17 protein-coding genes are annotated in these 19,737 nt (G+C 74.0%); 6 read left to right on the forward strand and 11 right to left on the reverse strand.

Annotated features, from left to right (window positions below; all coding sequences use genetic code 11):
- Positions 1–620: 620 nt before the first annotated feature.
- Positions 621–1,613 (reverse strand): Acg family FMN-binding oxidoreductase, encoded by a 993-nt coding sequence (locus ABD335_RS09745; RefSeq protein WP_344321755.1) that lies wholly within the window; start codon positions 1,611–1,613, stop codon positions 621–623.
- Between the two features lie 142 nt (positions 1,614–1,755).
- Positions 1,756–2,013 carry a DUF1876 domain-containing protein gene (locus tag ABD335_RS09750; protein ID WP_344321756.1) on the reverse strand — a complete coding sequence of 86 codons (258 nt, stop codon included), beginning with the start codon at positions 2,011–2,013 and terminating at the stop codon, positions 1,756–1,758.
- 569 nt (positions 2,014–2,582) lie between these two features.
- On the opposite strand from ABD335_RS09750, the gene ABD335_RS09755 reads away from it, so the two are divergent.
- Complete coding sequence (locus tag ABD335_RS09755) at positions 2,583–4,154, forward strand: bifunctional aminoglycoside phosphotransferase/ATP-binding protein (protein ID WP_425583587.1); 1,572 nt, start codon at positions 2,583–2,585, stop codon at positions 4,152–4,154.
- Between the two features lie 55 nt (positions 4,155–4,209).
- A complete protein-coding gene (locus ABD335_RS09760; RefSeq protein WP_344321757.1) occupies positions 4,210–5,574 on the forward strand; it encodes a nicotinate phosphoribosyltransferase in 1,365 nt (454 codons plus the stop codon).
- Between the two features lie 7 nt (positions 5,575–5,581).
- Here ABD335_RS09760 and ABD335_RS09765 read toward each other — a convergent pair whose 3' ends face one another.
- Complete coding sequence (locus ABD335_RS09765) at positions 5,582–6,463, reverse strand: SDR family NAD(P)-dependent oxidoreductase (RefSeq protein WP_344321758.1); 882 nt, start codon at positions 6,461–6,463, stop codon at positions 5,582–5,584.
- Positions 6,464–6,590: 127 nt separating this feature from the next.
- On the opposite strand from ABD335_RS09765, the gene ABD335_RS09770 reads away from it, so the two are divergent.
- Entirely contained in the window at positions 6,591–7,199 is a 609-nt protein-coding gene (locus ABD335_RS09770; RefSeq protein WP_344321759.1) for a TetR/AcrR family transcriptional regulator, read from the forward strand.
- 126 nt (positions 7,200–7,325) lie between these two features.
- Here the strand turns inward: ABD335_RS09770 and ABD335_RS09775 are convergent, their stop codons facing one another.
- The 6 genes from ABD335_RS09775 to ABD335_RS09800 form a co-directional block, all read right to left on the reverse strand.
- On the reverse strand, positions 7,326–8,036 hold the full coding sequence (locus ABD335_RS09775; protein ID WP_344321760.1) for a hypothetical protein: 711 nt from the start codon (positions 8,034–8,036) through the stop codon (positions 7,326–7,328).
- The gene (locus ABD335_RS09780) at positions 8,033–8,422 is read right to left on the reverse strand and encodes a DUF6114 domain-containing protein (RefSeq protein ID WP_344321761.1); all 390 of its coding nucleotides are present in this window, start codon (positions 8,420–8,422) and stop codon (positions 8,033–8,035) included. Before ABD335_RS09780 ends, ABD335_RS09775 begins: the two co-directional genes overlap by 4 nt.
- Positions 8,413–9,042, reverse strand: a complete 630-nt coding sequence (locus ABD335_RS09785; RefSeq protein WP_344321762.1) for a DUF6230 family protein — start codon at positions 9,040–9,042, stop codon at positions 8,413–8,415. Before ABD335_RS09785 ends, ABD335_RS09780 begins: the two co-directional genes overlap by 10 nt.
- Before the next feature lie 388 nt (positions 9,043–9,430).
- The gene (locus ABD335_RS09790; protein ID WP_344321763.1) at positions 9,431–11,233 is read right to left on the reverse strand and encodes a CotH kinase family protein; all 1,803 of its coding nucleotides are present in this window, start codon (positions 11,231–11,233) and stop codon (positions 9,431–9,433) included.
- A 147-nt stretch (positions 11,234–11,380) separates the two neighbouring features.
- Positions 11,381–12,241 (reverse strand): polyphosphate polymerase domain-containing protein, encoded by an 861-nt coding sequence (locus tag ABD335_RS09795; protein ID WP_344321764.1) that lies wholly within the window; start codon positions 12,239–12,241, stop codon positions 11,381–11,383.
- Positions 12,238–12,852, reverse strand: a complete 615-nt coding sequence (locus ABD335_RS09800; RefSeq protein ID WP_344321765.1) for a DUF4956 domain-containing protein — start codon at positions 12,850–12,852, stop codon at positions 12,238–12,240. The genes ABD335_RS09795 and ABD335_RS09800 overlap by 4 nt, the downstream gene beginning before the upstream one ends.
- Before the next feature lie 577 nt (positions 12,853–13,429).
- Here ABD335_RS09800 and ABD335_RS09805 point away from each other — a divergent pair.
- Positions 13,430–13,861 carry a very short patch repair endonuclease gene (locus tag ABD335_RS09805; RefSeq protein WP_344321767.1) on the forward strand — a complete coding sequence of 144 codons (432 nt, stop codon included), beginning with the start codon at positions 13,430–13,432 and terminating at the stop codon, positions 13,859–13,861.
- Between the two features lie 52 nt (positions 13,862–13,913).
- Here the strand turns inward: ABD335_RS09805 and ABD335_RS09810 are convergent, their stop codons facing one another.
- On the reverse strand, positions 13,914–15,143 hold the full coding sequence (locus ABD335_RS09810; RefSeq protein ID WP_344321768.1) for a DNA cytosine methyltransferase: 1,230 nt from the start codon (positions 15,141–15,143) through the stop codon (positions 13,914–13,916).
- Positions 15,144–15,615: 472 nt separating this feature from the next.
- Here ABD335_RS09810 and ABD335_RS09815 point away from each other — a divergent pair, with 472 nt between their 5' ends.
- On the forward strand, positions 15,616–16,371 hold the full coding sequence (locus tag ABD335_RS09815) for a dienelactone hydrolase family protein (protein WP_344321769.1): 756 nt from the start codon (positions 15,616–15,618) through the stop codon (positions 16,369–16,371).
- Positions 16,372–16,545: 174 nt separating this feature from the next.
- On the opposite strand, the gene ABD335_RS09820 is transcribed toward ABD335_RS09815, so the two are convergent.
- A complete protein-coding gene (locus ABD335_RS09820) occupies positions 16,546–17,751 on the reverse strand; it encodes a S8 family peptidase (protein ID WP_344321770.1) in 1,206 nt (401 codons plus the stop codon).
- Between the two features lie 727 nt (positions 17,752–18,478).
- Here ABD335_RS09820 and ABD335_RS09825 point away from each other — a divergent pair.
- Entirely contained in the window at positions 18,479–19,717 is a 1,239-nt protein-coding gene (locus tag ABD335_RS09825) for a cytochrome P450 family protein (RefSeq protein ID WP_344321771.1), read from the forward strand.
- Positions 19,718–19,737: the final 20 nt, after the last annotated feature.

Consider the following 19,737-nt stretch of genomic DNA (forward strand, 5'->3'; position numbering starts at 1 on the left):
TCCGCCAGGCCCAAGAGCCTTCCGGTCCCCCACCGTAACGGCCCCCGTCACCGGGCCGCTGCCCCGCCCCCGCCGTGCCGGTCGCTTTCCGGACTTCCCCCCCGGCAAGTCAACCCGCCTCGGCGGCAAGGGAGTTGTGCCGGCCGTCCGGACGCCTCCGGTCCGGCGCGGGGTCTCGGCTCCGGGCCGCTTGGCACACTTTTCCGGCGGAAGCCCGTCCGCCGCCGGTCACGTCGCCGCCCGCAGGGCGCTCGACCGCCGGTACGGCGCCGGCTTCGCGTGCCGGGCCCCACCGGCGTCCCGGCGGAGCCCGGCAGGACTCGGCCGACGGCCCGACCCGCTCCCCGCGGCGGCGCGGACGGGGCCGGAGGTCCCTGGCCGCGGGGACGTCCGGCCCCGTGCCCGGCGGGCCGCGATCGGGTGTGCTCGGGGTGACGGAGAGGACCGGGGGGAGGGACGCGGCACGGTGGAGCGCCGGCCGGCGCGCCCGGGGGTCCGCGGGACGCGGACGGTCCTCCCCGCCGCCGTTCACGAGGCGTTCGCCGGGAGGGGCGGGGCGGCGGGCTCGGCCCGCCGCCCCGGTTCCGTCGTGTCCGCGCGCCCCTCCGGGGCCGGGGCGGCTAGGGGTCGACGTCGAGGATCTCCGGCAGCGGGCGGCGCGGCGTCTCGGGCCCCGGGGGTCCGTAGCCCAGGCGCAGCACCACCTGCACCAGTCCCTTTCCGGAGACGGGGTCGCGCAGCGGCCAGCGCAGGTCGGGCCACTCGACGGCCTGGGTGACGGGCGACCCGACCAGGCCCTCGGAGGTGGCCAGCAGCAGGACGCGCTCCATGGCCTGACCCGCCCTCAGCCAGTCCTCGGGGCGGTCCCTGAGCGTGCTGAGCAGGGCCAGTTGGGGGGAGCGCTCGAAGTCCGCCGATCCGCGGCCGGGCGTCCGCCGGGCGCCGGCGTGGTCGCGCACGGGGACGCTGCCCTCGCGGGTGCGCGGCCCGAGGGCGCGGGCGGGGCCGCCGTCCCCGGTCGGGCCGTCCGTCCCGGGTCCGGTGCGGGCCCACCGCGCCAGGTCCTCCCGCCGGCCGGGGTCGGTGCGGTTGCGGGCCTCGGCCTCCTCGGTGAGTTCCAGGACCCACCGCAGGTGCCGGGGGCTCGGGAAGTCCAGCAGGGCCCCCTCCCGGCGGGCGGCCCGGGCCAGGGCGGACCGCACGGCCTCGGGGATCCGGGTCTCGGCGTACGGCCGGCGGCTGGTGTGCCGTCGGCGGACCGCCGGGTACAGCGCGGCGAGGTCGCTCTCTCCGCCGTCGGGGTCGACCAGGTGCACGGTGGCGAGCAGGGCGGGGTCCCTCGGGTCGGGCAGCAGCCGGGTCTCCGGGCGCCAACCGGCGTGGGCGGCGGCGACCCTCAGGTTGAGCACGGCCGCTCCGCAGCCGATGTGGAGGCCGCGCGCGTCGGGGTCGGTGTGCGGCAGGCCGCGCCCGGGGTCCGCGCGGACCTCGAAGGTGCGTTCGCCCCGCAGGCAGTGGAAGCGCCAGGGTTGCGCGTTGTACAGGGACGGGGCCGCGGTGGCGTCGTGGACCAGGTCCGCCACGCGTTCTTCGGAGAGTGTCCGTGTGCTCACCGGTTCTCCCTGGCTGTCGCCCGTCCGCCGGTCGGTGGACGGTTGTGTGCGGGACGCCCGCGGCACCGCGCCGGGCCCGGGTGCGGGGCCCGGCGTGCGGCCGATCGCCGTGGTGCGGTGCGGGTCGGGGTGCGGGGACGGCTCAGGGGCCGGGGTGGGAGAGGCCCTCGATGTCGGTCCGTGCGATGGTCAACAGTTTCTGCGCCAGGTCGTTCATCGCCCGGCCCGCCGCGAGTTCGTCGCCGATCTCGGGGATGTCCCTGTCGTGTGGGTTGCGGCGCGCGACACCCTGGCCGGTGACCGCCGTGCCGCCGATGTCCAGTACCGCGCGTGCCTTCGTCGTGCCCTCCTCCTCGGAGAGGTGGAGGCGGACCTGCCAGTCCTGTGTGTGCTGCGGCATCGTCTGCTCCCTGTCGTGGCGCGGACCGCTGGGGTCCGCCGATGGGGTGGTGGACGCGGTCGGCCTCGATGCGCCGTCCGGTTCACCGGGGGATGCGTCCTGGGATGCGCCTCGGGTGCGCTTGTGCGATGCGCCCGGAGGTGCGCCGCCGCGCCCTTCGACGCGGCCTTCGCTCCGGCGGGTGCCGTCCGCGCCGGTGGTTCTCCGGCGGCTCGGCCGTCGGGCGGCGTGGCCCGCCGACCGCCGGGGGCGGGTCTGTGGCGTGGGGGTCGCGGGGACGGCCGGACGTGCGGCCCGCGGCCTCATCCGGGCGCGGAGCGCGTGCGGGGCCTGCCCGCCCGGTGTTCGTCTCCTCGGGCATCGACGGCACCTCCTCGGCGTCGATGCGCGTCCGGCTTCCGTTCTCCACGGTACCCCCGGGACCTCGGGGGTTCCATCGGACGGCGGAGTCCCGGTCCGGGCGGGGGGTTTCCGGACGGGGCGTCCCCGGTACTCCCCCACCACGCACCGGAGCGTCCCGCTCCGCCCGTCCCCGCAGGCCGGGGAACAGCCGTCCAGGGAGCACGAGGATGTCCACTCCGCGAACCGACGCGTCCGCCTCCCGGGCCGGTACGGGCCCGCGGGCGGCGGGGTCCCCGCGCGCGGGCGTGTACGAGACCCACACCGCGGTCGTGTTCTTCGTCGGGGACCGCGTCTACAAGCTCAAGAAGCCGGTGGACCTGGAGTTCGTGGACTTCACCACGCCCGCCGCGCGGCGGCGGGGGTGCGAGCGGGAGATCGAGCTCAACCGCCGTTTCGCCCCCGACGTCTACCTGGGTCTGGCCGAGGTGCACCGCCCCGCCGAGGACCCGGCCGCGGGCGCTCCCGAGCCGGAGCCGATGGTGGTGATGCGCCGCATGCCGATCGAGCGCCGCCTGTCCCACCTGGTGCGGCGGGGCGAGGACGTCGAGGACCCGCTGCGGGCCGTGGCCCGGCTGCTCGCGACGTGGCACGCGAAGGCCCCGCGCGGTCCGGAGGTCGCCGCGCAGGGCACGCGGGACGCGCTCGCCTCGCGCTGGGAGGCGAGCTTCGCGCAGGTCCGCGCGGTGGAGGGGGACGTCGAGGTGCCCGAGGGGGTGGCGGAGGTCGAGGGGTTGGCGCGCCGTTACCTCGCCGGTCGCGAGCGGTTGTTCGAGGCCCGCGTCCGGCAGGGGCGGGTGGTCGACGGCCACGGCGACCTGCTGGCCGAGGACGTCTTCTGCCTGGCGGACGGCCCGCGCGTCCTGGACTGCCTGGAGTTCGACGACCGGCTGCGGTACGTCGACGGCCTGGACGACGCGGCGTTCCTCGCGATGGACCTGGAGCGGCTGGGCGCCGCGGAGGCCGCCGCGTTCTTCCTCGCCCGGTACGGCGAGTACTCCGGTGATCCCGCGCCGACCTCCCTGTGGCACCACTACGTCGCCTACCGCGCCTTCGTCCGGGCCAAGGTCTCCCTCTTCCAGGCGCGGCAGGGCGCGCCCGGCACCGGGCAGGCGGCGCGGCAGCTGGTGGCGGTGGCCCTGCGCCACCTGCGGACCTCCGCCGTGAAGCTGGTCCTGGTCGGGGGGCTTCCGGGCAGCGGCAAGTCCACGCTCGCCGGCGCGCTGGCCGACCGGTCGGGGATGGTGCTGCTCTCCAGCGACCGCGTCCGCAAGGAGGTGGCGGGCATCCCGGCGGAGCGGTCCGCCGCGGCCGGCTACGGCGAGGGGCTGTACGCGCCGCGGTGGACCGAGGCCACCTACGCCGCGCTCCTGGAGCGCGCGTCCGCCCTGCTGTCCTCGGGCGAGTCGGTGGTGCTGGACGCCAGTTGGACGGATCCGGCGCGGCGCGCGGCGGCCCGGCGCACGGCCGAGGGCGCCGAAGCCGATCTGGTGACCCTGCGCTGCGAGGTGCCGGACGACGTGGCCGCCGCGCGCCTGGCCGGCCGTGCCCCCGGGGCCTCGGACGCGGACGCGGAGGTGGCCGCCGCCATGGCGGCCCGGGAGACGCCGTGGCCCGAGGCCGTCCCCGTGGACACCGGCGTCCCGCTCGGGGTCTCCCTCGACCGGGCGCTGGCGGTCGTGCGTCCCCACGACGCCGGGCGGGCGCCCCTCTTCCGCCGCCCGTACATGGAACCCGACTGACGGTCCCCCACACACGTCCCCCGCCCCACCAGCACAGGACGGATCCCCACAGACCATGAGCGGACAGATGACGGTGCCGGGAGCGCTCACCACCGACCTGTACGAGGTGAGCATGGCCCTGGCGTACCTGCGCGACGACATGACCGGCGAGGCGACCTTCAGCCTGTTCGTCCGGAAGCTGCCGCCGCGCCGCGGCTTCCTGGTGGCCGCGGGCCTGGAGTCGGCGCTGTCCTATCTGGAGGGGCTGCGGATCGGCTCCGCCGAGGCGGCGGCCTTCGCCGAGGCGCTGCACCGTCCCGTGGAGGACCTCGAACCGCTGGTGGGGCTGGAGTTCACCGGCGAGGTGCGGGCGGTTCCGGAGGGCCGGATCGTGCCGGCCGGCGAACCCCTGCTGGAGGTGACCGCCCCGCTGCCGCAGGCGCAGCTCGCCGAGACCGCCCTGCTCAACCTGCTCAGCCACCAGACGGCCGTGGCGTCCAAGGCGGCCCGCTGCGTCTTGGCCGCCGCCGGCCGCCCGGTGGTGGACTTCTCGCTGCGCCGCACCCAGGGGATCGAGGCGGGGCTGCGCGCGGCCCGGCTCGGTTCCCTGGTGGGGTTCGCCGGGACCAGCAACGTCGCCGCGGCCACCGCCTACGGGATGCCCGCGGTGGGCACCATGGCGCACTCCTTCGTCGAGGCGTACGAGGACGAGGAGGCCGCCTTCCACGCCTTCGCCCGCGCCCATCCGGGGCCGGTGACCTTCCTGGTGGACACCTACGACACCGAGCGGGGGGTGGCCACGGCCGCCCGGGTGCTGCGCGACCTGGGCCACGCGCCGGGCACCGGCTGCGGCATCCGGCTCGACAGCGGCGACCTGGGCGACCTGGCCGTGCGGGCGCGGCGCGTCCTGGACGGGGCGGGGCTGCCCGAGGTGCGGATCGTCGCCAGCGGCGGCCTGGACGAGGACGGCATCGACCGCCTGGTGCGCTCCGGCGCCCCGATCGACGTCTACGCCGTGGGCACCCGGGTGGGGGTGTCGGCCGACGCGCCCTATCTGGACTCCGCCTACAAGCTGGTCTCCTACGACGGGCGTCCGGTGATGAAGCTGTCGGCGGCGAAGGCGACGGCCCCGGGCGCCAAGCAGGTCTTCCGGGGGCCGGGGATCGCCGACACCGTCGGCCTGTGGGACGAGGAACCGCCGCCGGACACCGCTCCCCTGCTCCGGACGGTGATGTCCGGCGGGCACCGCGTCGCCGGGCCGGCCCCGCTGTCGGTGGCCCGCGAGCGGTTCGAGGCCGACCTGGCCGAGCTGCCCGAGGCGGCCCGGCGGATCGACGATCCGGTACCGCCGGAGCCGGTCGTCTCCGACGCCCTGACCCGCCTCACCGACGAGGTCCGCCGGCGCGTGGGGCGGCGGGCGACGGGCGACGGAGACCCCTGACGTACTGTCAGGTGCCGTATCCCTCGGGCATGGGAACGGCGTGTTCGGCGGCGCGGCTGGTCTCCTCCCAGGCGGCCCAGGTGTCCATGCGCCGGCGCACGAGGTCGAAGGCCAGGTCGTAGATCGTGTCGCCGAGCAGCAGCCGCAGCGGCGGGTCCTCGCTGTCGACCAGTTTCATCAGGGCCTCGGCGGCCAGGCGCGGCATGCTGTCCACCGAGTTCCCGGCCATCGCCTTCTCCGTCTCGGCGCGCAGCGGCGCGTAGGCGTCCAGGGGCTCGGCGGTGACCAGGCCGGTGGTGTAGAGGTCGGTCCAGTAGCCGCCGGGTTCGACGATGGTGACCTTCACGCCGAAACTCGCGGCCTCCGCCGCCAGTGCCTCGCTCATCCCCTCCAGGGCGAACTTGCTCGCGCTGTACAGGCCGGTGAAGGGGAAGCCCCCCAGCCCGCCGATGCTGGAGATCTGCACGATGTGCCCGTGGCGCCGGGCGCGCAGGTGGGGCAGGACGGCCTGGCTCACCCACAGGGGGCCGAAGAAGTTGGTCTCCAACTGGGCGCGGGCCTGGGTCTCGGAGAACTCCTCCACCGCCCCGGTGGCCAGGAAGCCGGCGTTGTTGACGACGACGTCGAGGCGCCCGAAGTGCTCCACCGCCTTCCCGACGGTCTCGTGGACGGCCGCACGGTCGGTGACGTCCAGCGGGAGGGTCAGCAGCCGGTCGCCGTGTTCGGCCGCCAGGTCCGCCAGGGGTTCGGGGGTGGCGAGGGTGCGGGACGCGGCGGCCACGCGGTCGCCCGCGGCGAGGGCGGCCTCGGTGAAGGCCCGGCCCAGGCCCCGGCTCGCCCCGGTGACGAACCAGACCCGGTCGGTGGTCGGTGTGGGCGCGGTGGTCATGGGGTGTCTCCCTGGGTCGGACGATCGAGCGAGACGCACCGTCTCGCCTTGGCGTTCCCACCGTAGATCCACCCTCCCCGAAAAGCAAGACGGTCCGTCTCGTCTCTCTTCCGGTACGCTGTCCCCGATGACGACGCAGCGCAGAACCCCCGACGCCGGCCGGCGCAGCGAGGCCACCCGTCGAGCCATCCTCGACGCCGCGCTGGAACTGGTCGGGGAGGTCGGTTACGCCCGGCTGAGCATCGAGGGCATCGCCGCCCGGGCCGGCGCGGGCAAGCAGACGATCTACCGCTGGTGGCCGTCCAAGGGCGCGGTGCTCTTCGACGCGCTGCTGGCGCTCTCCGAGGGCCGGGACGAGGAACTCGCCGACCTGCCCGACACCGGCGATCTGGAGGCGGACCTGAAGACGGTGCTCCGCGCCACCGTCGACGAGTTGAACGACCCGCGCCTGAGCGAGCCGATGCGCGCCCTGACCGTCGAGATCCTCCTCGACCCGAAGCTGGCCGCCGACTTCGCCGAACGGCTGGACGGGCCCCTGAGGGAGCTCAAGCTCCGGCGCCTGCGCAGGGCCCGGGAGGCGGGACAGCTCGCCCCCGACGTGGACCTCGACATCGCCCTGGACCTGATCTGGGGGCCGTTGCAGCGGCGCTGGCTGCACCGCGAGGGACCGCTGACGGCCGAGTTCGCCGACGCCGTGGTCGAGACCGCCCTGAACGGGCTGCGACCGCGGACCTGACGCGTCCTCGCGTCCGCCCCTCCCCCGCGCGCCACGGGCCCCGGGCGGCTGCCTGGTCGCCGCCCGGGGCCCTGTCCCGAGGACCGTCGCCCGACGGGGCGGCCCGTCGGGCGACTCGGTCGCGGTCTACCCGGTCACGGTGATCTGCGACGCCGGGTCGGTCACGTCGGTGATGTCGTAGGCGACGCTGAAGGTGGAGCTGGTGGAGCTGGTCGGGCAGCCGAACCCGCCGACGACGTCCACGGGAACGGACACGTTGGAGAAGGAGAGCCGGGACGGCGCCCCGTTGGTCCAGGTGCCCGCGACCGTGGCGTCCCCGTCGGGGGCGGCGGTCACGGTGCAGCTCGCCAGCCCGCTGGTCTTCAGGACGAAGCCCTGCCGGGGGATGGTCAGGTTGGCGGTGGACGGCGTCCCGTGCTGGACGGCCACGCCCCAGGTGCCGGTGGTGACGATGGAGGCGGACACGCCCGGCATGCTGGTCCGGCACGAGCTGTAGGTGGGCGGGTTGATGGGGCCGGAGACCGGACCGGCGGCGTTGGTGTTGCCCGGCGCGTCGGGAATCCTGTTGTCGGCGTCGGTGCCGAGCGGGTCGGTGGGCGCCGAGGTGGAGACCGTACAGGTGACGGTCACGATGCCCGCCTTGAAGGTGGCGGTGCCGGCCAGGTTCGCCTTGAAGTAGTGGCCGGCCGGGGTGACGGTCGTGGAGCCGGCCACGGCGGCGGGCTCGGCCGCCGCGGTACCGGTCCCGGCCAGCACCAGGGCCGCCGCCGCGGCCAGTCCGGCGCCGAGGGAAACCGACGTGCGCGCGGCACGGGTGGGTAACGAGCGGTGCGTCATGCTGTCTCCTCTGAGGGTTGGGGGGTGGGGTGGGGAGACGGCGGCGGTGCGTCCGGCTGCCAACCGAAGAGCATTCCACCGCCGATGACACCGGCGACCGTCCCGATCAGGAAGCCGCCGAGATTGGAGAGCACCAGGGCCGTCGCGGCGACCATGGCCGTGAGGATTCCGGCGAGCGCGCGGTACTGGGGCGCGAACCAGGCCGACAGCCCCATCACGATCATGACCGCTCCCAGGAGGACGGACGCGGCTCCCGCCACGCCCTGGTGCAGCATGACCTTCAGGGGCGCCAAGGGGATGACGGCGATCTCCACGCCCGCGGCGACGGTGACCAGCCCTCCCCAGAAGGGCCTGCTGCGGCGCCAGCGCCGCCACCTCAGAAGCATTCGCGCTTGCCCTTGGTGATCTTCATGCTCAGTCCGGACAGTTTGAACGTCCCGGCGTTGGTCGCCCAGGCGACCTGCTTCAGGTTGCTGATCTCCAGGGTGTCGGCCTGCTGGGAGAAGGCGTCCTGCATGCCCTGGGCGCCGTCCGGGCCCTTGTCGAGCGTGGAGGCGTCGCGGCCGATCTCGATGTTCCTGAACGAGGCGTCGCCCGAGAGCTGGGTGGCGTCGACGAACAGGTCGGTGGCCTCGACCGGCCTGTGCTTGCCCGCGGTGAGGTTCAGCGAGATGTCGCCGAGGATGGGCAGGGTGGTGACGACCGACTGGCAGAGGCTTTCGAGCTCGGCCTCCCTGATGCCCGTCACCGCGACGGGCAGCAGTTCGTCGCGGGCGTTGACGTCCACGCTCCCGTACTGCGCGAAGCCCGAACCGGTGAGGCGGTCCGCGGAGACCTTGAACTGCTGCCCCGACACGGCGAACGACGCGGCGAGGGCCCCTTGGGCCAGCGCGACGGCCAGTGCGCCGGTGACGGCGAAGCCGGGCACGACGACGGCGCCGAACCTGCGCCATCTGACACGGCCCGTGACCCGTCTGTCCTGAGCGCTTTCCTGAGCGTCCTTCATCACACACCCCTCCGGCGACGCCCACGAGACCGTCGCGGACGTGCCTCTGGCATACGAACGGCGATGGATCGGTGTACTCGGTGGTGCGGCTCCACCCCGCGGCCGTGGAGGCGCGCGCGGGGACATCCGGTATTAGTGAACATGTCAATACCGGCGGGTAGCCTGACTGTAGGTGCGCCGATGGTCACCGACAAGGTTCCGCGCAGACGCTTTTCGGTCATTCGGCAGCACCTCTGCCGCGCCCGTGCGGTGCCCCGGTACGGCCCGATACGCACGGCACGCCGAGCCGGCCCGGAACCGGGCCGGCTCGGCGTGCGCCGTCGGTGTGCTGCGGTCGGACAGGCGGTCGGACGGACAGACTGTCGGACGGACCGGACAGGCGGTCGGGTCAGGGCCTCGCGCGCCCCTCGAGGTGCGGCGGCACGGGCGCCGACCGCGCCTCCGGCTTCGCCGCGGGACCGGCGGTGACCCGCCAGCCGGAGGAGTCGATCCAGGCCGCCCGCTGGACCAGCCAGTCCTGCATCATCTGCAACTGCTCCTGCCAGGTCCGGCTGGTCTTGGTCTGGAACGGCCCGACCGTGCGGCTGCCGAGGTTGGGCCACTTCCGGAAGTTGCGCTGGGCCGCGTCGGTCAGCGGCTCGGCCAACCGGGAGACCCGCGACCGCAGGTGCGCGTCGGACAGCACGCCCTGCCGCAACCGGTCCCACCGCTGCTTGACCTTCCGGTTGAACGACGGGTCCTGCATCAGCTTGACGAACCAGTCGGTGGTGGCCGGGAAGCCGGGGAACGAGAACGGCTGGAACTGCCAGCCCTGGACCATGTCCGATCCGGGGACGGCGCCGAAACCGAGGTCGTAGTCCCACAGCGGCCCCGCGACGATCCTGCCGCCGCGGTCCTTGTGGAAGTACTGGCTGCGGATGTAGGCGTCGCCCTGGCGGCTCAGCTCGTTGAGGATGATCAGGTCGACGAAGGAGTCGACGTCGATGTACGCCGGGTAGCCGGTCTGCGGATCGGACGGGTTCGCCCCGTGCAGCGCGTCGTGGAACCGCTGGACGTACCGGGCCAGCCAGGTCTGCTGCTCGGGTCGGAGGTCCTCCGCGGAGGGCTCCACGACCTCCAGGTCCCGCCAGCAGGTCCGGGCGTCGCCGGTGCACGGCAGCTTCGGTTCCTGGGCCGCGAAGGCGTCGAACTTGAAGATGTAGCCGCCCGTGACGGCCGGCTCCGTCAGCTCGCTCTTCTTGAGGTTCGCGATGTCGATCCGGTCCGGCGACCGCTTGACGGTCTCGTCCAGCAGGTAGACGCCCTGGTAGTCGTCGGCGCCCAGCGGCTGCCCGTCCAGGTTCAGGTACAGCTCGACGAACCGGTGGCGCGGGGCCTTCAGCCCCAGCTCCTGTCCCAGGCTGTAGGCGAAGGCGTCGCGGATCAGGGTCTTGTCGGGGAACGGTCCGCGCAGCACCCAGTCGGAGTCGGCCGGCATGCCCAGCATCGGGTGGTCGGCGTCCTCGTTGTCGTTGTCCCACAGCTCCAGCCGGTACGGGGCCTTCTCGAACGTGGCCGAGGACTGCCCGCGCAGGTGGAAACCGGCCCGGGTGGCCACCGTCGGCGCCGCGCCGAGGGAGGTGGTGCCGCCGTTCGGGTCCATCAGCAAGGTGGCGACGTCCCGGTACTCGCGGCCGGGCTTCCCGCCGCCGTAGGCGTCCATCACCAGCAGCGGCAGGTCGTGCGTGGCGTCGACCGAGCGGGCGACGTACAGCGCCGTCCCCGGCTCGCCGGCGGCGGCACCGTCCACGAACGCCCGGGCGCGCAGCTGGGTGGTCGCCGTGAACCGCAGCGGGCCGGAGTACACCGGCGAGGAGGCCGTGGGCAGCCGCCCGTCGGTGGTGTACCGGATCAGGGCGCCGGAGACGGACGTGCCCAGGGAGACCGACACCTCCCCCCGGAAGGTCCCGCTGGGCACGGAGAACGTGATGTCCCCGGTCAGCTCGTCCCGCCGCTGCCGGAGCGTCGCCGCGTCCTCCGCGGCCCTCGCCTCCGCGGCGTCCCTCGCGTCCCGCGCGGCGTTCCTCTCCGCGGTCCGCCCGGTGGCCTCGGTCGTCCCCGACGGCGGCGCGGGGGCGCCCCACACCGTCGCACCGCCCGTCATGACCACGGCCAACGCGACCAACGCGGCGAGCAGGGTCGTCACGCTCATTCGTTTTCTGCGCACAACGGCTGCACCTCTATCCGTAACGGGGTGGAGGCAGTCGTGGTCGACTGCCACTGATCCTGTTCCGGCACGTCGAATGAGGGTCGCGTGCGGTCGTCCGCGGACGGTTCGCCGGCGGGACGTCACCGGGTCCTAGCGGGACATCACCGAGTCGAGCCGTCCCCGTCCCGGGCCGCCGGCGAGCCGGGCGCCCGTGTCCGGCGCCTCGGCGACCCGCACCTCGGCCGCCTCCGTCCGGAAGTGCCGGCGCAGGGTGCGCCGCCAGGGCCCGTCGGGCAGGTGCGGACGCAGGGCGGCCAGGCCGGTCGCGTACTTGGAGATGCGGCCGGGCCGGTGCCGGCCGCGCCACAGCAGCCGGTCGACGTGCGAGGCCGTGGAGCCGGTCTTGGTCTCCACCACCGCCGTGCCGGGCAGGCGGAGGCGGTGGTCGCCGTCCTCCCACGTCAGGTCGGTGTCGATGGTGACCCGGCTGCCCGTGTCCGGAAGGTAGAGGGTCGTGCGGCGGTACCGGGTGGTCAGCGTCGGGACCAGGGTGAGCCGGTGGCCTCCGGCGACGCGGTGCTCGGCCAGGATCGCGTCGACGAAGTGGCGCCCCGGTGCCAGGGTGTCCCAGTCCCGCGGGTCGTAGGGCAGGCGCTCCTTGACGGTGCTGCCCCGGTTCCCCCGGACCTTCACCTCCAGCCGGCACTCGGCCGACTCCTCGTAGACCCGGGTGCGCACCTTGAACCGGCGCCGGCGGCGGTGCGCGGCCAGCAGGTAGCTGGTCAGCTCGGGGGTGTCGAAGTACAGCGACCGGTAGGCGAAGGTGCGGGAGCCGTCGATCTCCAGCACCCGGGTGTTCGGCGGCAGCCGGTCGAGCAGGGTGTCGACCGTGTCGATCGGCAGGACGTACTTGCGGTCGACGCGGGTCTGCAGCGAGGCGCGCGCGACCAGTTCGTCCAGCCCGATCGGCGGCAGCGCCTCCAGCGCGGCGCCCGGACGCCCCGCGCTCACGGCCGCACCGCCACCGCGGTGGTGCCGCCCGCGCGGCCCGTGTCGCCCTGGGGGCGGGCGCCGGGAGCGCCGCGGTAGCGCACGTCCACCACGGTGGTGTCGTTGACCAGGTCGACCCGCTGCACGCCCACCGAGTGGACCCGGGCGCCCAGGGTGTGTTCCAGGTGGGCCACCAGCGCGGTGTGGTCGGGCAGCGCCGTGTCCAGCACCATCACCTGACGCCGGTGGTGGCGCAGCAGCCTGGGGTGGTCGCCGACGAACAGCACCGCCAGGATCAGCCCCATCAGCCCGGCCGAACGCCACACGGTGGAGGTCTCCACGGCGCCGAGCAGCCCCAGGGCCAGCGAGGAGAAGTAGTACGCGACCTCGTGCTGATCCAGTTCCGTGGAGCGTAATCGGATGATCGACAGGACGCCGAACAGGGCCAGGCCCAGCCCCAGTCCGGTGCCGGTGCCCGCGGCGCTCAACGATCCGGCCACCGCCAGCACCCCGACGTTCACCCCGAGGTAGGCCACCACCAGGTCTCGGCGGCGGTGGCGTGGGAAGTACAGGCCGAACACCAGGAGGCTCACTGCGGCGATGTCGCAGAGGAACAGGGCGAGTTGCGCCATGGCGTAGTCCTTCCGGCGGGTGTGGGGGGAGTCCGCGACGGTCGTGGGGGTGTCCGCGCGGTGAACCGGCACCGTCCTGGCGGTTACCAGAACGGTAAATGCGGCCTCACCGCCACCGCCATCCACTTCCGGCCGACCATCACCACCGGAAAACCCCTGCTCACGGCGGAGAGGAGGAGCGTCGACGCGCCCCGGCCCGCTCTCCGGCGCGGGCTGTCGGGGCAGCTCAGCCACCGCTTCGCGGACGCCGGACACGCCGGGGCCGGGGCCGCCGTTCACTGACCGGAACCGCCTCCCGCATCCTGACTACCGGAATTTTTCCGAGGGAACGAGCGACGGGGGAAACGGCCGCCTCCGTCGATCTCCCAGCTCAGGCCGGGCGATCTCCTGACGTCCACGACGCGAACACGTTCACATCCCTCAGATCGAACGGACTTCTGCGCCGCGGTTACCGAAATTTTTCCGGTACCACGATGGCGAGACGATCCCGACCGCCGGACCCGGGAGGCACGTGGTGGGTGCGCCCCGTGGTGCCGGTGGGGTCCGTGGTGTCGGCGCGGGTCGGCAGAATGGGCGTGTGAGGAGCTTGGAGACGACCGCGGAGACCCGGGCCCGGATGAGCCGGCAGCGCAGCCGCGACACCGAGGTGGAGCTGGCGCTGCGGCGGGCGCTGCACGCGTCCGGCCTGCGCTACCGGGTCCACCGGCGGCCGGTGAAGGGCGTACGGCGGGAGGCCGACATCGTGTTCGGCCCGGCCCGCGTCGCGGTGTTCGTGGACGGCTGCTTCTGGCACGGCTGCCCGGAGCACGCGACCTGGCCCAAGAACAACGCCGAGTTCTGGCGCCGGAAGATCGAGGGCAACCGCGCCCGCGACCTGGACACCGACGCCCGTCTCGCCGAGGCCGGATGGGCCGCGGTACGGGTGTGGGAGCACGAGGACCCGGCGGAGGCCGCGCGGCGGATCGCCGCGCTGGTGGCGGGCCGGCGTCCCGGCGGGACCGCCGGCTGAGGCGCGCGGGGCGCGCTCCGGGACTCCGGGCCGGCCGGGGCGCCGGGTGGGCTCAGGACCGGTGCGCGAGGAAACCGTGGACGGCCCGGGCGAGTTGCGCGGCGAGGCCGACCGGCACGGCGTTGCCGATCTGACGGGCGATCTGGATCTTCGAGCCGTACCACTTGAAGTCTTCCGGGAAGCCCTGGATGAGAGCGGCCTCGTAGTGGGTGATGGGTCGGTCCTCCGTCGGATGGAGGTACCGGCCCTTCTCCGGCTTGTAGAACTCGGTGCGGATGGTCACCGACGGCTCGTTCCTGCGCAGCCGGCCCATGACGTCACCGGACCCCCTGGTGTGGTTGTCCCAGCTCTCGGTCGAGAGGTACGTCTCCGGGCCCTTGATCCGCCGGTAACCGGCCTCGGTCGACAGCCGGATGCGTCCCGAGCGGTCGACCTTGAAGTACTTTCCGCGCAGGTCGTTGCGGTTGCCGTTCTCGGGAATCGCCTTGTACCGGGCGCGGGACAGCAGTTCGGGGTTGCGTCCGAAGTGCAGGTCGGTGGTCAGGTGGTACCCCGGCACGCCCTGGACGTGGGCCTCTCCGCCCCGCGGCTCGGGCATCCGGTCCGCCAGCGGGAGGCGGGCCGAGGCGTCGAAGACGCGCGACACCGGGACCCAGCGCGGCAGGGCACCCGCCGGCGCGGGGAGCGGCGCTTCCCTCCCCTCCCCCTCCGAGGGGTCGTACCCCCGCTTGGCGTGCGTCGGGGCGGGGTGTTCGAGGGGTTCGGCGAAGTCCTTGTGGGTGCAGATGACGATGGCGCGGCGCCGGGCCTGCGGTACGCCGTAGTCGGCCGCGTTGAGGATCGCGGTGACCACGTTGTAGTCGTACAGGGGGTGGCCGCGCTGCTCCGACGCGCTCTTCAGTTCCCGGTACTGACCCGATCTCAGGAACCGGTCGACGTTCTCGATCACGAAGATCTTCGGGTGCACCTTGGCGACGACGTTCACGTACTCGCGCCACAGTTCGTTGCGCGGATCGTCGGGGTTCTCGCTGCCGAGACCGGAGAACCCCTGGCAGGGCGGCCCTCCCAGGATCACGTCGACCTGCCCCTTGAAGGGCGTCGGGTCGAAGTCCGCGATGTCGCCGGCGTGGACGTGCGCGGCGCCGAAGTTCGCCGCGTAGGTGGAGGCGGCGGCGGCGTCGAACTCGACCGCCGCCACGGAGGTGAACGGGTTCCCACCGCCGGCCGGTCGGTACGCGGCGAAACCGGCGGAGAACCCGCCCGCCCCGGCGAACAGATCCATGACGCGAATCCGTCCAGGTCGAGACGGGTGGGGCTCTGCGGTGGTCATGGGGCCGAAGTCTAGCCGGCCCGAACGCCGCCCGATCACCCCTTCGCACCCCTCCCCGTCCCTCTCGCCCACCGGCACCGGCCGCCCCCGCGGAGCGGACCCGAGCGCCCGTACGCCGGGCACCGATCGCCCGTCTCGCGGCCATGACGCGGGTACGGTACGGACAACACCCGTGCGGGAGCCCGCCGTGAACGACACCCGCCGAAGAAGCAGTGGGCCGGGAGCGGGCGTCGGCCCGCCGGATCACGGTCCACGGGCTCGACCGCTCCTCCCCCACGCCGGAGGTTCCCCGCCCCCGCCACGGCGAGGAGCGGCGGCACACCGGCGATGATCGTCACGGCGGCGAACGGCCCTGGCATACGGTCGACGCCGGCGGTGACGGAATCCGGGGCCGGCCCCACCGGACGAGAGAGGACCAGCGACCATGCCCTCCGTGCGCGGAACCTCCGTGGACGTCCCCACCCGGGACGGTGTCGCCGACGCCTACCTGGCCCACCCCGACGACGGCGAACCGCACCCCGCGGTCCTGCTCTACATGGACGCCTTCGGGCTGCGTCCCCAACTGAGGCGGATGGCCGACCGCCTCGCCTCGGCCGGTTACACCGTGCTGGTCCCCAACGTCTTCCACCGTCACGGGCGGGCGCCGGTGGTCGAGTTGCCCGACGTCGTCGACTCGGCCCGGCGTTCGGAGATCTTCAAGCGCCTCCGCCCGATCATGCGGTCGCTGACACCGGACCTGGCGATGCGCGACGCCGGCGCCTACCTGGACTGGTTGGCCGCCTGTCCCTCGGCCGCCGACGGGCCGGTCGGCGTCACCGGCTACTGCATGGGTGCCGGTCTGGCCCTGCGCACCGCCGGGACGTATCCCGAACGGGTCGCCGCCGCGGCCGGGTTCCACGGCGGACGGTTGGCCACCGACGCCCCCGACAGTCCGCACCTGCTCGCCGACCGGATCACCGCGGAGGTGTACTTCGGCCACGCCGACCGGGACCCCTCGCTGCCCGCCGAACAGATCGAGCGTCTCGAGGAGGCCCTCACCGCGGCGGGCGTCCGGCACCGCTGCGAGGTCTACGCCGGCGCGCACCACGGCTTCACCCAGGCCGACACCGCCGCGTACGACGCCGAGGCGGACGACCGGCACTGGGCGGCGCTGCTGGATCTCCTGGACCGCGCCCTCTGAGCGGGCGGCCCACGGCCGTCCGAGCCGTCCGCGGTCGCCGTGGGGAGAGCCGTGGGGGGGGGGAGCCGCGGGGAAAGGGCGGGGCCGCCTCCCCCGGGCCGGTGGGTCCGGAGGAGACGACCGTGGTGGTGCGGGTCGGGGAGGTGTCCCCGTGGTGGCACCGTGTCGCGGGGACTACGGCACGAGCCGCAGCAGCCGGTTCGGGGAGCCGGTGCCGACGCCGGTCAGCGTGTTGACGGTGGCCCCGTTCACCAGCGCGCTCGAAACGGCGGACGGTGTGGCGGAGGGGTGGCCGGACAGGTAGACGGCGGCGGCTCCGGCGACGTGCGGAGCGGCCATCGAGGTGCCGGAGATGGTGTTGGTGGCGGTGTCACTGGTCCGCCAGGCCGCCGTGACGGACGAGCCCGGCGCGAAGAGGTCCAGCACCGAGCCGTAGTTGGAGTAGCTCGCCCTGGCGTCCGTGCTGGTCGTGGCGCCCACGGTGATGGCGCTGGGCACGCGGGCCGGGGAGGACGAGGAGGCGTTGGTGGAGGAGTTGCCGGCCGCGACCGCGTAGGTCACGCCCGATGCGATGGAGTTGGCGACCGCGTTGTCCAGCGAGGTGCTGATGCCGCCGCCCAGCGACATGTTGGCGACGGCGGGCTTGGTGGCGTTCTGGGTGACCCAGTTGACGCCCGCGATGACGCCCGCGGTGGTGCCGGAGCCGCTGTTGTTCAGCACGCGCACGGCGACGATCTTCGCCTTCTTCGCCACGCCGTACGTGGTGCCCGCGGCGGTGGAGGCGACGTGCGTGCCGTGGCCGTTGCCGTCCTGCGCGACGTTGTCGCCGTCCACGGCGTCGTAGCCGTTCACGGCCCGACCGCCGAAGTCGCTGTGGCTGATGCGCACGCCCGTGTCGATGACGTAGATCGTCACGCCCTGGCCGGCCGAGTCCGGGTAGGTGTAGGTGCCGTTGAGCGGGGTGTCGGCCTGGTCGATGCGGTCCAGGCCCCAGGGAGCGTTGGTCTGGGTGGCGTCCAGGTGGACCTTCTGGTCCTGCTCGACGGCGGCGACCGCCGGGTCGGCGGCGAGCCGCTTCGCCTCGGTCTCGGTCATCTCGGCGGCGTAGCCGTTGAGCACGGTGCCGAAGGTCCGCTTCACCTCGCCGCCGTACTCGGCGACGAGGTTCTTGCCCGCCCGGGACGTGGCCTTGAGGCCGGAGTCCTTCTTGAGCGTGACGATGTAGCTGCCCTTCACGGCCGTGGGGGACCCGGCGTGCAGAATCCTTCCTTCAGCAGGAGCGGCCTGGGCCGGCAGGGCGGCGACCGTGCCGATCAGCGCGGTGGCGACGGCCACCGAGGCGACGGCTATACGGCTGGTGAGGGAACGCGATCTTGCCATTACGAGGGATCCTCCTCATTGGCGGCGCACCGGGTGGGGCGCGCACTGTGGGGGGAGTACGCGGGATCGCGCACACAACCGGGAGTCCGCGTTCCGGCTCCCGGCCGTACAGCAGCGTGATCCAACCACGCCTGCGTGGCAAGAGACTTGACCGCTTGTCATGTCGCTGACACAAGCTTGTAATCGAACCCGTGGTGAATTACCGGTGTCCGCCCCGAAGGGAGTGGTTCACCCCTTCTTCACCGGCTCGTGCCGGTAGTCGCCGCTCTCGTCCGGTGGGGAATCGCCGGACGTCGCGGGCGGGTTGACGTCCCGTCGACGCGCCCGCGGAGCCGCCCGCACCGACCGGAACCGGACGCGCGGTGTCGCGGTCGGCGGGCGCGGCGGGTCGACCGCGACACCCGAGGACCCGGGCGGGGAGGACGGACGTGTGGGTTCGCCGCCGCGGCCGGGCGCAGGCGCCGGGCGGATCGTTGGCCGAATTCCGCGGTAGCCCCGCCGACGGTGTGTGGCGGATCCTGACCGGACGCGACGGGGCCCGGGCGCACATCGCACGGGGGAACCGACGGGGCGAGGGAGAGGGGGACCGGTCGGCCGTGAGCGGACCCGGCGCCCCCGACCCGACGCCCGCCACGCCACCGACGCCCCGTCACGGGTGCCACCGGGCCTCCCCCGCGCCCCGCTCACCCGTCGAACCGCCCGTCCCGTGCCCCAAGGAGCCCCGGCCATGGACCGACAGATCCTCGTACTGGACCCCGACGGCGCCGACCGCCACGCCGAGGACGCCGCCCTGCGCGCCCGCGGCCCGGCGACCCCGGTGGACATCCTGGGCGTACGGGCCTGGGCCGTCACCGATCCGGAGCTGCTCAAGGCGCTCCTGACCGACCCGCGCGTCTCCAAGGACGCCCACCGGCACTGGCCGCTGTTCCCCGACGAGATCGTCGGCCGGTGGCCGCTGGAGCTGTGGGTGAGCGTGCGGAACATGTTCACCGCCTACGGGCCCGAACACCGACGCCTGCGCCGCCTGGTCGGCCCGGCGTTCGCGGCCCGCCGCGTCGCCGCCCTCCTCCCGCGCATCGAGGCCATCACCACCGCCCTGCTCGACGACCTCGCCGCCACCCCGCCCGGCCACGACGTCGACCTGCGCGAACGCTTCGCCTACCCGCTGCCGATCCAGGTGATCGGCCATCTGATGGGGCTGCCCGACCACTCCGGCCCCGACTTCCGCCGCACCGTCGACGGGGTGTTCGACACCACCCTCACCGCCGAGCAGGCCGCCGCCAACGCCCGGGAGCTGTACGCGATCCTGCACGACCTCGTCGCCGCCAAGCGCGCCGATCCCGGGGACGACATGACCTCGGTCCTGATCGCCGCCCGGGACGAGGAGGGCGACGGCTCCTCGCTCACCGAGGAGGAACTCGTCGACACCCTGCTGCTGGTCATCAGCGCGGGGCACGAGACCACGGTCAACCTGCTGGACCAGGCCGTCACCGCCCTGCTCACCCACCCCGATCAGCTCGCCCACGTCCGCGCCGGGCGCGTCGGCTGGGGCGACGTCGTCGAGGAGGCGCTCCGGTTCGAGTCGCCGGTGGCCCACCTGCCGCTGCGGTACGCCGTCGAGGACCTGGACCTCCCCGACGGCCTGACGATCCGGCGGGGCGAGGCGATCCTCGCCTCCTACGCGGCCGCCAACCGTCATCCGAAACTGCACGGCGACACCGCCGACGCCTTCGACGTCACCCGCCCCACCAAGGAGCACCTGGCCTTCGGCCACGGCGTCCACTTCTGCCTCGGCGCCGCCCTCGCCCGGGCCGAGGCCGTCACGGCGCTCCCGGCCCTGTTCGACCGCTTCCCCGACCTGCGTCTCGCCGTCCCCGTCGAGGACCTCCGGCCCAACGTCGGCCTGATCTCCAACGGTCACCGCTCCCTGCCCGTCCGTCTCGCTCCGGAGGGACGGCCGCGGTGAGCGGCGCCCCGCCGCGCGCC

The sequence above is a fragment of the Streptomyces macrosporus genome, assembly GCF_039533145.1.
Taxonomy (GTDB): domain Bacteria; phylum Actinomycetota; class Actinomycetes; order Streptomycetales; family Streptomycetaceae; genus Streptomyces; species Streptomyces macrosporus.